The organism is Variovorax sp. P4_D9 (assembly GCF_056401695.1).
This window is the reverse complement of record NZ_JBFUIU010000206.1, coordinates 1-12,669: the sequence shown is the minus strand read 5'-3', so window position 1 is coordinate 12,669 and position 12,669 is coordinate 1. Positions and strand designations below refer to the sequence as shown.

At 65.4% G+C, this 12,669-nt stretch carries 12 protein-coding genes; 5 read left to right on the top strand and 7 right to left on the bottom strand.

Features of this window, described 5'->3' with window-relative positions; all coding sequences use genetic code 11:
* The 7 genes from AC1DY5_RS22030 to AC1DY5_RS22000 all read right to left on the bottom strand — a co-directional run.
* Window positions 1-719, bottom strand: a 719-nt coding sequence (locus AC1DY5_RS22030) for a c-type cytochrome (RefSeq protein ID WP_478114757.1), incomplete at its 3' end; no start/stop codon positions are given.
* Complete coding sequence (locus tag AC1DY5_RS22025) at window positions 719-2,341, bottom strand: cbb3-type cytochrome c oxidase subunit I (protein ID WP_478114755.1); 1,623 nt, start codon at window positions 2,339-2,341, stop codon at window positions 719-721. The genes AC1DY5_RS22025 and AC1DY5_RS22030, both read right to left, overlap by 1 nt.
* Window positions 2,328-2,819 (bottom strand): cupredoxin domain-containing protein, encoded by a 492-nt coding sequence (locus AC1DY5_RS22020; protein ID WP_478114753.1) that lies wholly within the window; start codon window positions 2,817-2,819, stop codon window positions 2,328-2,330. Before AC1DY5_RS22020 ends, AC1DY5_RS22025 begins: the two co-directional genes overlap by 14 nt.
* Window positions 2,820-2,905: 86 nt before the next feature.
* Window positions 2,906-3,079 carry a hypothetical protein gene (locus AC1DY5_RS22015; protein ID WP_478114751.1) on the bottom strand — a complete coding sequence of 58 codons (174 nt, stop codon included), beginning with the start codon at window positions 3,077-3,079 and terminating at the stop codon, window positions 2,906-2,908.
* 10 nt (window positions 3,080-3,089) lie between these two features.
* Entirely contained in the window at window positions 3,090-4,304 is a 1,215-nt protein-coding gene (locus tag AC1DY5_RS22010; protein ID WP_478114761.1) for a c-type cytochrome, read from the bottom strand.
* Window positions 4,305-4,381: 77 nt separating this feature from the next.
* Entirely contained in the window at window positions 4,382-5,062 is a 681-nt protein-coding gene (locus AC1DY5_RS22005; RefSeq protein ID WP_478114749.1) for a c-type cytochrome, read from the bottom strand.
* Between the two features lie 138 nt (window positions 5,063-5,200).
* Window positions 5,201-7,150: a S9 family peptidase gene (locus AC1DY5_RS22000; RefSeq protein WP_478114747.1), complete on the bottom strand. Its 1,950-nt coding sequence runs from the start codon at window positions 7,148-7,150 to the stop codon at window positions 5,201-5,203.
* A 253-nt stretch (window positions 7,151-7,403) separates the two neighbouring features.
* On the opposite strand from AC1DY5_RS22000, the gene AC1DY5_RS21995 reads away from it, so the two are divergent.
* From AC1DY5_RS21995 to AC1DY5_RS21975, 5 genes are all read left to right on the top strand, one after another.
* Complete coding sequence (locus AC1DY5_RS21995; protein ID WP_478114746.1) at window positions 7,404-9,200, top strand: PQQ-dependent methanol/ethanol family dehydrogenase; 1,797 nt, start codon at window positions 7,404-7,406, stop codon at window positions 9,198-9,200.
* Window positions 9,201-9,210: 10 nt separating this feature from the next.
* Complete coding sequence (locus tag AC1DY5_RS21990; protein ID WP_478114744.1) at window positions 9,211-9,552, top strand: high-potential iron-sulfur protein; 342 nt, start codon at window positions 9,211-9,213, stop codon at window positions 9,550-9,552.
* Between the two features lie 8 nt (window positions 9,553-9,560).
* The gene (locus AC1DY5_RS21985) at window positions 9,561-10,454 is read left to right on the top strand and encodes a sensor histidine kinase (protein ID WP_478114759.1); all 894 of its coding nucleotides are present in this window, start codon (window positions 9,561-9,563) and stop codon (window positions 10,452-10,454) included.
* Window positions 10,451-11,086 carry a response regulator gene (locus tag AC1DY5_RS21980; RefSeq protein WP_478114742.1) on the top strand — a complete coding sequence of 212 codons (636 nt, stop codon included), beginning with the start codon at window positions 10,451-10,453 and terminating at the stop codon, window positions 11,084-11,086. The genes AC1DY5_RS21985 and AC1DY5_RS21980 overlap by 4 nt, the downstream gene beginning before the upstream one ends.
* A gap of 112 nt (window positions 11,087-11,198) precedes the next feature.
* Window positions 11,199-12,669 (top strand): TonB-dependent receptor plug domain-containing protein (locus AC1DY5_RS21975; RefSeq protein ID WP_478114740.1); only part of this gene is annotated, 1,471 nt, incomplete at its 3' end.

The window sequence follows — 12,669 nt, the reverse complement described above, 5'->3', positions numbered from 1 at the left end:
TGGGCTTCGGAATCGTTGCGTCGCGCCCCGGACCGAAAAGCCTGCAACTGCGCGACCAGATAGCCCTTCGGCATTCCCTCGATCCACGGCGCGCCCAGCTTTTGATCCACCCCGCCATGGCAAGAGATGCAGGGCGCGATGTTGCGCAGCGGTGCGCCCACACGCACCAACGCAGGCAGGGACTCGTCATACGTCGTCGGAGCCGTGCGCGCCTTCGGCAAGTAAGCGTAGTAGGCCGCCAAGTCGGTGATGTCGCGCTCGGACAGGTTGGTGGCGAGCGCCACCATGATGGGGCTGTCACGCTTGCCAGCTTTGTAGTCCTGAAGTTGCTTCATGACCACCTCGGGGTACTGCCCAGACAGGTTCGGTGCGTCTGACCCGCTTATACCTTGTGCCCCGTGGCACATGGTGCAGTTCAGCGCCAAGGTCGCGCCCCGACCGATGGCATCGCTGCTGCCCTCACGGGCCATGCTGCGTTCAAGCACGACATTCGTGGCCTGAGGCACGCTCTTCGTACCCGCCGAGCCGTCGGACCACGTCGCGGGAACGCCTGCTGCACGACAGATGCTGGCCCACAGCCCTTGTGCCGAGAAATCGCCATGAACCGACGGGAGCACGACGAACCCCACAAGCATGGCCAGCAAGGTCAGCACGACCAGGGACACCATGCTCCAGCGGAACCAGGGGTTGCTCCAGGAGTACATGCCGGACTCGCGCATCACCGGCTCCCAATCGGAATGACGGGCACGTAGGCCGCCTTGAGCGAGGCGAGCTGGGCGATCGGGTAGCCATAGTTGACGACGGTCAGTCCGATCATCATCGCAACCCAGAGACCGAAACCATTCAGCGCGACCGGCGTGTGTCCACCGGGGTGCGCTGCACGGCTGAAGGTAAAGGGCTCGACCGCGATGTTGGCCTTCTTGCGTGCCGTTGCGAGGATGCAGACGAGCAAGAGGCCAGACGCGAGCAAGACGAACCCGCCGATGGCCGATGCAGTCACCGTCCAGGCCTGCGACTGGAGCTCAGCGTGCGTGTAGTCGTAGTACGCCATGCGGCGGGGCGCGCCGAGGAGGCCTACGAGGTGCCAAGGCATGGTCAGCACCATCATGCCAACGAACCACAGCCAAATCTGCGCTTTGATGAGTCCCGCCGACAGCGGTGCGCAGCCCGTCAGTTGCGGCCAAAGCTCGTACGCCAGCATGAAGTACATCAAGACGATGGCGCCGGCGAATATAAGGTGGAAGTGCCCTGTGACCCACTGGGTGTTGTGGATGGTCTCGTTGAGCTGGTAGCTCATGTTGATGATGCCGCCGGCACCGCCGAAACCCAGCATGACGAACGAGAAGGTCACGGCCAGCATCATCGGGTTGTCCCAGGGTAGTGCCTTGACCCAACCGAACAAGCCCTTGCCGCCTCGCAGTTTCGCGGCAATCTCGACGGAGGCGACGATGGTGAACACCGTGAGCAGCGTTGGCACCGACACCATTGCCGTCATCGTCGCGTGGACGAACTTGAAACCCGCTCCCACCTGCGGGTCGGCGAACAGATGGTGGATGCCGATCGGCATCGAAAAGACAAGGAACAGCACAAAGGCAACCCGTCCCATCGTGTCGCTGTACAGCCGACCGCCGATCGCGCGCGGCACGATGGTGTAGAACACGATGTAGGTCGGCATCAACCAGAAGTAGACGATGGCGTGCAAGGTCCATGAGAAGAGCACGCGCGCGAGACCTGCGTTGATGGTGTCGGTCAGGCCGAGGGAAGCAGGCAGGATGAGAACCAGGATCTCGACCGCAGCGCCGACCGACGTCCAGGCCCAGAGGTATGCACCCGCGACATTCCCGAACATCGCCAATGGCACCGACGCGCCAGGGTTCTCCTTCTTCCAGCCGCGCAGATTGATGGACATGAGCGCCACCCATATCCACGAGCCCACGACGACGAGTACGACGCCCAGGTAGTAGAACGAGCTCGCGATCATCGGGGGGTAGAAGGTGTACAAGACAGAAGCCTTGCCCATCCCCATGGTCGCCGCGGCGACAGCCGTTCCGGCAATCACCAGCCAGAAGCCGACCCAGGCCCACTTCAGCCCGATGAGTGGCTTCTTCAGGGCCAGTTCGGTGATGGCATACCCGAATCCCATCGCAATGAGGGTTGGCAACACGTACGCCATCACCGTGCCGTGCGCCGTCACGGACCGGTAGTAGTGTTCCGGGTTGTTGACCCAAGTCGACAGCGGACTGCGAACGAACATCTGCCAGGCGCCCAGGACCAGCGCGCCAAGGAAGGCGATGAAGGCCACCCAGAAGTGGGYGAGGACGAGGCGCTTAGCTTGGAACACAGCTGAGCCTTTCTCCGCCGGAGGCCTTCGACAGAAACTCGGCTGGGGGCAGGACCTGCACGCGGGCCCACATGGCCTCGTGACCCGTCCCGCAGTATTCGTGGCAGGGCATCAGCTGCTCTCCGGTGCGCGGGAAGGTGGTAGTGAACGTGGCCACGAAGCCTGGAATGAGCATCGTGTTGACGTTGGTCTTGCCGATGATGAAGCCGTGAATGGCGTCGGTGGCCGTGCCTCGAAATGTCACCGGCATGTCGGCAGGCACGATGATGCACTGCGGAACGAACGAATATTGCTGAGCAATGAGCCGAACGGTGACCTTGCCGTCGGGTCCCATCGTCGTGCCGAGGTTGCTCTCCACGAACTCGCCCTTGATATGCAGCGTCTTGATGTCCACCGTCTCGACCCGGGACGGCGGCATCGACGCCCAGTGCAAGCCCGTGATGACCATCATCAACACGAGCAAGGCGATGATGGCCATCACGATGTAGGCCCAGCGGCGCTCAGCCGCGACCGACACCGCCTCGGACTCGTGACCCGGAGGCGAAGTGGGAGGCAAAGTCGCGCTCACTGAACGACTCCTCGCGGCAGGTAGACCGCGAAGTAGAAGATGAAGTAGATGGCCACGACGACGGCCGTGGCGACCCCGGCCACGGCGAAGGTGCCGGCAGGACCTCTTCTGACGATCTCGTCGACACGGTGGTCTTCTGCGTCCTGCTGTCTGGCTTGAAGGTCGGGCATCAGAGATTCCTCATTCGGGCAGCAGCTTGCGCAGCTCGTTGGCCTGCGCGGGAGCCACGGGGGTGCCGCTGTTTTCCCAAGCGACCCGGATGTACGTGACGACAGCGGCGACCTCGTCGTCATCCAGGATGTGGCTGAACGGGGGCATCCCGTGCGGTCGAGGGTTCTTCTTCGTGCCGGGTGCGTAGCCCCCATTGAGCACCATGCGGATGGAGTTCACGGGAGATGCCATGGTGATGGACTGATTGCCCGCCAGCGGCGGATAGGCCGGCGGATTGCCCTTGCCTTCATCCCCGTGGCACATCGCGCACTGGGCCGTGTAGACCTTGCGCCCCATCTCCATCACGGCTGGGTTGACAAGCCTCGCCTGGCTAGTGGGCGGCGGCTCGGAATCACGTTGGGGCAGGGCCTTGAGGTAGACCGCCATCGCCTTGACGTCCTCGTCGCTGAGGTACTGCAGGCTGTTGTAGACGACTTCGGCCATCGGACCGTAGGTCGTGCCACGGTGCGAGGCGCCGACTTGCAACAGGTCCACGATGTCCTTGATGTCCCAGTTTCCAAGACCCGCCTCGCGGTTCGATGTGAGCGAAGGCGCATACCAATTCTGGTTCGGAATCATGCCGCCTTCGAACGCCTTCGACTCGCTGGAGCCGCCCAGGACGTTGATGGCAGTGTGACACATGGCGCAGTGGCCCAAGCCCTGGACGAGGTAGGCGCCGCGGTTCCATTCCGCAGTCTGCTGGCCGTCCGCCTTGTATTCGCCTTCCTTGAAGTAGAGGGTGCGCCAGCCGAGCAGCAGGTCGCGATTGTTGAAGGGAAACTGGAGCTCGTGCGGGCGGTTCTGCTGCTTCACCGGGGTCACCGACATCAGGTACGCGAAGATGGCGTCGGAATCGTCGCGCGTGACCTTCGTGTAAGAGGCGAAAGGCATTGCCGGATACAGCAGCGTCCCGTCCTTGGACACGCCCGTGTGCATCATTCGGTAGAAGTCATCTGCCGTCCACTTGCCGATACCGGTCTCGTCATCGGGCGTGATGTTGGGGACGTAGAGTGCGCCGAACGGAGTCGCCATCGGGCGACCGCCCGCAAACGCGTTGCCGTTTGGCGTGGTGTGGCAGGCGACGCAGTCACCCGCGCGAGCCAGATACTCCCCGCGATTGATGACCTGCGTCGTGGCGTTGGCCACGACCGTGTTCGGATTGACCGGCAGCGCACCGGGTTGCATCCAGAAGACAATAGCCATCGCGACGACGGTCAGCGCCACCAGGACGAGCAGGATCCGCAGGCCGAGGCGCATCTTGGTCACCGTTGACTGCCGCATGCGAAGGGCATGCGAACCAGGTTGGACGATTCCGGCGACGGATTCTTTGGTGCCTCTTGCTGCGAGAGCCAGGCAGCGACAGCCGTGGTGTCGGTGTCTGACAGACGCGTTGCCACCCGCTTCATGCAGTCGGGCTCTGCGGCGTGTCGCTCGCCCACCCGCCAACGCGTCAGTTGCGCAACGATGTAGGTCGCACGCAGTCCGACGAGCCCGGGGATGCCGGGCTCSATGCCTGTGAGTCCCGCACCATGGCAGGCAATGCAGGCGGGGATGCCCTTGCTCGCGTCGCCCGCGGACACGAGCAACCGTCCGCGCGTTGCTGCCGCGGCGTCCGCCGTGGCAGCCTCCTTCGCAGCAAACGGGGGCCTCTGCTTGGCGAAGTGCTCCGCGATCTCTCGCAGGTAGGCGTCCGGCAGGTACGCGACGAGATAGTTCATCGGTGGATAGCGTCTGTCTCCGTCACGGAACGCCACCAACTGGTTGTACAAGTAGCCGGCCGGCTTGCCTGCGATGCGCGGGAAGTAGCCATTGCTCGTGCCCTGACCGCTCTGGCCATGGCAGGTCACACAACCCTGCACGCGCGCCTCGATGGAGTCGACCTCCTTGAACGCGGGCACGGCCTCGCTCTGCGCCTGAACGTTGGCACTGGCCGCCACCGACATGGCGAGAGCTATTGTTCTTGCATGCATCCGCTCGTCCGAAGTCCGTCGGTGCATCCTAACGACGTGCGCGAAAAATACAACCTCTTGGAGTGACCTTGGGGGTGGACGGGTCGGGCGGCGTGAATTGACATGGATTGCTCACCGGCTGGTCGTCATGTCATCGGTGCCGACACCGAACGCCAGTGCATCAAAAAAGGCGGCTTCCGCCTCTAGCGCTTGTTGAATATTCGAGGCCTGTCGAAAGCCGTGCTGCTCCCCGGCAAAGAGCAGGTAGAGGGCCGGGATGCCTCGTGCACGAAGCGCCGCCACCATCTCCTCGGTCTGGCTGGGCGGCACGATCTTGTCTTCCGCTCCCTGGAAGAACGCCACCGGCGCGCTCAAGCGATCCGCGTGGCGCACCGGCGTGCGGTCGAAGTAGGCCTGCTGGTCGGCAAGCGGTCCAACCAGCCAGTCCAGATAGCGTGACTCGAACTTGTGCGTTTCGCGTGCCAGCGCCAGGAGGTCGCTCACGCCGTAGTGGCTTGCGCCGGCCTTGAAGAGCTTGCGGATCGCCGGGTCTGCATGCGTGAGGCAACGGAGTGCCGTAAAGCCMCCGGCACTGCCGCCGGTGATGACCATCCGCGTCGCGTCGACCCGCTGATCCGCGGCCAGGTACGCCGCGGCGGCCGCGCAGTCTTCGGCGTCGATGATGCCCCACATCCGATGCAGGCGATCTCGGTAGGCGCGGCCGTAGCCGGTGCTGCCGCCGTAGTCCACGTCGACCACGGCGATGCCGCGACTGGTCCAGAACTGTGTGCGCAGGTCGAGGCTTCTGGAGGCCGAGGAGGTGGGGCCGCCATGGCACTTGACTACCAGCGGCGGCAGCGCGCCGGTCGGGCCCCGATATTTCGCATTGGCGGGCGGATAGAACAATGCGAAGGCGACTTCGCCTCGTGGCGTGGGGAACTCGACCCGTTGGGGCACCGAGATGTGGTCGCGCATCGCGGGATCGCACTGCACGTCCGAAACGCTCCTAACCACGGTTGCGCCGCCGGAGCTCGCGTCGAGCACGACGACCGCGCTCGCCACACCCGGGCCGCCGGCCTTGAACACCACCTTGCCTCCGTTCGTCCGCACTGCGGAGAAATCCGTGTACGGCAGATTGAAGGGGGCGAGCGTGCTGTCGCGCAGGTCCAGCCGCGCGAGCTTGCCCACCCCGTCTTCAATGTACGCGCACACCAGTTGATGCGGCGACAGGAAGGCATACGTCGACGTGCCGAAAGTCCATTGTGCGCGGCCGAACTCCGCGGCCATCGGACACAGGTTGGTGCTGGAGCCGCTCGCATCGCACCGGTAGATGTTCCACCAGCCCGATCGATCCGACACATAGTGCAGCAGGCCGTCGGCTGACCACTCGGGCTGGAACACGGATTCGCCCGGGCCGCCTGCAATGTGCGCCGCGTGGGTGACCGCAGTGCCGTCGAAATCGCCGACCCACAGCGCTGCGGCGGTCCAMGGCATGTCGGGATGGTTCCAGGTCAGCCATGCGAGCCTTGTTCCATCCGGGCTGAGGCGCGGAGAGGCATAGAAGTCATTGCCCTGCACGAGCACCTTGCCGGCGTCGCCCCCGCCCAGACCCACGGCGACGATGCAGTTGATCGCCTCTGTGCCCGCTGCGCGGTGGTCTTCGCGAATGCCGATCCAGAGTTGGCGGCGGGCGTCGAGCAGCCCGTCGGCGTAGCGCAGCGAGGCAGCCTCGGATAGCGGGGTCAAGGCGACCGCGGCGGCGGCGCCATCGATGCGGTAGAGCCGCTGGTCGGAGAAATTAGAAAAGCATACCGTGCCCGCGGCCGCCAGGACCGCACCGCCGCCGTATTCATGGACCCGCGTGCGCGCCGAGAAGGGCGTCGGCGTGACCTCGACCCCCACGCCGTCCGGTCCCAGCCGCACCAGCACCTGGCGCCCGGCCTCCAGGGGCCTTCCTTCGATCCAGTACACCTCGCCTCGATCGAGCAACACGTCGACCAGCGTCGTCTGAGCCGCGGCCACGCGTTCGGGGGTGATCGGCGACACCCAGGTGCCGAACGGTGCAGTGATGGGATCGGACATGCGCTGATTGTTCCACCAGCCATGCCCCGCGGCAGCATCGGGCCACTGTGACGCGATGTCACGCTCTTCCGCGCCTCGACTGTTCAACCTTGTAGCAGTCCAACGGGAAAACCCGCATGCCAAGGCCCGCGAATCGACCCGTATTGCGACAGCGCCGGGTCTGGATGCATGGCATGGCACTTGCCCCACTCAGGCGTGGAGGGCGCGCTCTTCGCGCGCTTCCTCGACCCATGTTCCACCCTCAGGAGACACCATGCAATTGAAGCTCTTAGCCGCACTCATCGCGGTCGGCCTGGCCGCTGCTGCCGCCCACGCGCAGGTCACGGACAAGATGATCCAGTCGGAAGCCACAGCCACAGGCAACGTCCTGACCTGGGGCATCAACACCCAGGGCCAGCGCTACTCGCCGCTGAAGCAGGTCAACGCGACCAACGCCGCCAAGCTGCTGCCGGTGTGGGCCTTCTCGTTCGGCGGCGAGAAGCAGCGCGGGCAGGAGTCGCAGCCGGTGATCATGAATGGCAAGATGTTCGTCACCGCGTCCTACTCGCGCATCTTCGCGCTCGACGCGACCACCGGCAAGAAGCTGTGGAAGTACGAGCACCGGCTGCCCGAGGGCATCATGCCCTGCTGCGACGTGGTCAACCGTGGTGCCGCGCTTTACGACAACCTCGTGATCTTCGCGACCCTCGACGCGCAACTGGTCGCGCTCGACCAGAACACCGGCGACGTGGTCTGGAAGGAGAAGATCGACGACTACGCCGCCGGCTACTCGGCCACCGCGGCGCCGATCATTGCCGACGGCGTGATGCTGACCGGCGTATCGGGCGGCGAGTTCGGCGTGGTCGGCCGCGTCGAGGCGCGCGACCCGAAGACCGGCAAGCTGCTGTGGGTGCGGCCCACCGTCGAAGGCCACATGGGCTACACCTACGACAAGGACGGAAACAAGAAGGAGAACGGCATCTCCGGCACGATCAACAAGAGTTGGCCCGGCGACCTGTGGAAGACCGGCGGCGCGGCCACCTGGCTCGGCGGCACCTACGACGCCAAGACCGGCCTCGCCTATTTCGGCACCGGCAATCCGGCGCCCTGGAACAGCCACCTGCGAGAGGGCGACAACCTCTACTCGTGTTCGACCGTGGCCATCGACGTGAAGACCGGCCAAATCAAGTGGAGCTACCAGAGCACGCCCAATGACAGCTGGGACTTCGACGGCGTCAATGAGTTCGTCACCTTCGACATGGACGGCAAGCGCGTCGGCGGCAAGGCCGACCGCAATGGCTTCTTCTACGTCAATGACGCCAACACCGGCCAACTCATCAACGCATTTCCGTTCGTCAAGAAGATCACCTGGGCCAGCAGCATCGACCTGAAGACCGGGCGGCCCAATTTCATTGCGGACAACCGTCCCGGCGACCCGACCGCTGCGTCCGATGGCAAGAAGGGCAGCCCCGTGTTCGCCGCGCCCGGCTTCCTCGGCGGCAAGAACCAGATGCCGATGGCCTACAGCCCCGACACGAAGATGTTCTACGTGCCAGCCAACGAATGGGGAATGGACATCTGGAACGAGCCGGTTGCGTACAAAAAGGGCGCGGCCTACCTCGGCGCCGGCTTCACGATCAAGCCGCTCAACGAGGACTACATCGGTTCGCTGCGCGCCTTCGACCCGAAGACCGGCAAGATGGCCTGGGAAGTCAAGAACGGCGCGCCGCTCTGGGGCGGCGTGTTGACCACCGGCGGCAACCTCGTCTTCTGGGGCACGCCAGAGGGCTACCTGAAGGCGGCCGACGCCAAGACCGGCAAGGTGGTCTGGCAGTTCCAGACCGGCTCCGGCATTGTTGCGCCGCCCATCACCTGGATGCAGGGCGGCGAGCAATACGTCGGCGTGGTGTCGGGTTGGGGCGGAGCGGTGCCGCTGTGGGGCGGCGAGGTCGCCAAGAAGGTCAACCTGCTCGAGCAAGGCGGCATGGTCTGGGTCTTCAAGATTCCTGGCGCCGCGGGCGCGTCGCGCACGGTCCAGGCCAGTGGCGCGGTGAAGGTCGCTTCCAACTGAGGCCAAGATCATGAACGAGATCAACAAAAGCATGGCCGTCGGCGTCACCCGGAGGGCCTTCGCCGGCCGCCTGGTGGGCGGCACCTTCGTCGTGACGCTGATGCCCGTCGCGGTATCGGCCGCCGCGCGCGTCGAGGAGTCCGATGAGACCGCTACGGCCCTGGGCTACAAGCACGACACCAAGAGCGTCGATGCCAAGAAGTATCCGAAGCATGCGGCGACGCAGCGCTGCGTGAACTGCGCCATGTGGCAGGGCGCGGCTGCAGACCAGTGGGCTGGCTGTGCGATGTTCGGGCGCAAGCAGATCGCGGCCGACGGTTGGTGCACGGCTTGGGTCAACAAGCCAGGCTGAGCGTGACGATGATTCGAGCGGGCGGCACAGCATGGCGCGGCGACCTGGCCTGGGTGCTGACGATCACCGGGGGGACGTTTGCACTGTCGAGCGCGCTCGAGCTGCATGAAAGACTGGCCGCGATGTTCGCGCGCCACGAGGCATGGCAAGCCGACGAACTGCCGCTGACGCTGGTGGCCCTGTCGCTCGGTTTGGCCTGGTACGCCTGGCGGCGCCTCGGCGAGGTCGCACGGCTGCTGCTGCACAACCGCGAGTTGACCCAGCAACTCATGACCGTGCAGGAAGGCGAACGGCTGGCCCTGGCTCGCGAGCTTCACGACGAATTGGCCCAGCATTGCACCGCCATCCGCGTCGAGGCCACCTGCATCCAGCGCTCGCGCTCGCTCGGCGAGGCCGGGCTGGCCGCGCGACGCGTTGCGTCGTCGGCCGAGTTGCTGCAAGACGGCGTGCGTCGGCTGCTGCGCCGGTTGCGGCCGGCCGAGCTCGATGCCCTGGGGCTCGCCGCGGCGCTGGAATCGCTGTGCAGGGACTGGTCGATGCGCACCGGCACCGCGTGCGAGTTTCAGCACGCAGGCGATCTCGGCGGCTTCGGCGAGGCGGTGGACACCGCGGTCTTCCGCGTGACGCAGGAGGCACTGGCCAACGTGTTCCGGCATGCGGATGCGACCCACGTGCGGGTCGAAYTGGCATCGACGCCGAGCGGCCTCGCGTTGCGCGTGGAGGACGATGGCACTGGCTTCGCGTCGACCCGGAAGACGCGCGGCCTCGGCTTGATGGGCGCGGCCGAGCGCGCGGCGGCACTCGGCGGCGCGTTCGGAGCCTTCAGCACGCCGGGTCACGGCACGCGTGTGCAATTGCAGTTGCCCGATACGCGAGTCCGGCAGGCCGGGAGCCGCGCGTGATCCGCCTGCTGCTCGTCGATGACCATCCGGTGGTGCGCGCCGGCTACCGGCATCTGCTCGAGCAGGACGGCGACATGACCGTGGTCGCGCAGGCCAGCTATGTCGATGAAGGCTGTGCGCTGTACGTGAAGCATGAGCCCGACATCACCGTGACCGACGTCTCAATGCCCGGCAGCAGTGGGCTCGAACTGGTGCGTCGCTTGCGCGAGCGCAACCCGCGTGCGCGCACGCTGGTCTTCAGCATGCACGACAGCGAGATGCTGGTGCGCCGTGCGCTGGAACTCGGCGCGCTCGGCTTCGTGTCGAAGAGCAGTGCGCCCGAATGCCTGATCGATGCGGTGCATGCCGCGATCGAAGGGCGGCGCTACCTGAGCCCGGGCCTGCCGCAGCGCCTGCTTCAAGGTGCCGGCGAAGCGCCGGGCTTCGAATCGCTCACGCAGCGCGAGTTTGAGATCTTCCGCCTCTTGTCGCGGGGCGAATCGCTCGCCGATTGCGCTCGCTCGCTGCACCTGAGTCCCAAGACCGTGTCGAACCACCAGAGCCTGATCAAGGATAAGCTCGGCATCGCCACCACGGCGGCGATGGCGCACCTCGCGATTCGTCACGGCCTCATCCAGCCGGAAGCTTGCTGAGCCACAGCGGGAAGTTTTCCCTGTCGCGGCGGAGGTGATCCGCATACCTTGGGCGATGGGCGCACACGCGCTCGATCCACTACGAAATTCATCGCCCGAGGAAGCCCAACCCATGAACCGTCGCGATCGTCTTCCCGCCTTTGCCATGGCGGCGCCCGCCATAGCCGGGCTGATGCTGTGCCAATCGACAGGCGCCGTCGCGGAAGAGGCGGCCGCATCGGGCGAGCTGACCACCATCGTGGTCGTCGCGCCGACGCCGCTGCCCGGACTCGACGTGCCGCGTGACGACCTGCCGTCCAATGTGCAAACGGCCACCGGCGCCGACCTCGAGCGCCTTCATGCGCCCGACCTGACGAATTTCCTCTTGCGCGCTGTCGGCGGCGTGACGGTGAACGAGACGCAAGGCAACCCCTTCCAGCCCGACATCAACTTCCGCGGCTTCAGTGCGTCGCCGCTGCTGGGCACGCCGCAGGGCTTGTCGGTGTTCATGGATGGCGTACGCCTGAATCAACCCTTCGGCGACGTCGTGAGCTGGGACCTGATTCCGCGCTCGGTCATTTCGACGATCGCCCTGATGCCCGGCAGCAACCCGCTGTTCGGCCTCAACACGCTYGGCGGCGCGCTGGCCATCCAGACCAAGGACGGCTTGCATGACCCCGGCACCTCGGTGCAGCTGGTGGGAGGCTCGTGGGGCCGCGCCGCCGCCGAGTTCGAGACCGGCGGCAGCGACAAGGACAGCGGCTGGAACTGGTTCGTCGCCGGCAACCGCTTTCACGAGAATGGCTGGCGCGTCGCTTCGCCCTCCGATGTGAGCCAGCTCTTCACCAAGGTCGGACGGGTGACGCGCGACGGCAGCATCTCGCTCACCGCGGCGTTCGCCGACAACGACCTCACCGGCAATGGCACGCAGGAGCTGGGCGCACTGCAGCGCGACTGGGCCAGCGTGCGTACGATTCCCGACAACACCACGAACAAGTCGACCTTCCTCAATCTCGCGATGACACAGGCCTTGAACGACACCTGGACGCTGTCGGGCAACGCCTACTATCGCAACATCAGGACGAACACTTTCAACGGCGACGTCAACGACGATGCCTTCAGCGAGTCGGTCTACCAACCGAGCCCAGCCGAGCGCGCGGCACTTGCCGCCTCGGGCTTCACGGGCGTGCCGACAAGCGGCGCCAACGCGTCCAATACGCCGTTTCCGAAGTGGCGCTGCATCGCCAACGCGCTGCTCAACACCGAGCCCAACGAGAAGTGCAACGGCCYGATCAACCGCACTGTGACAAAGCAGCAGAACCAGGGCCTCGCGGGACAGTTTTCCGCGGAAGCGAAGACGGGGGGCGTCGAACACCTGGTGGTGCTGGGCGCAGCCTACGATGCGAGCCGCGTGCGCTTCGGCCAGAGCACGCAGTTCGGCTATATCAGCCCCGACCGCAGCGTGACGCCGGTCTTCGGCCCCGGCGCCTTTGCCGATGGCACGCAGGATTCGGAAAACGCCTTCGATGCGCGCGTCGCTCTGTCGAGCCGGTCGAGCACCAATAGTGTGTATGCCACCGACACCATGGCGCTCAATGCGCAGA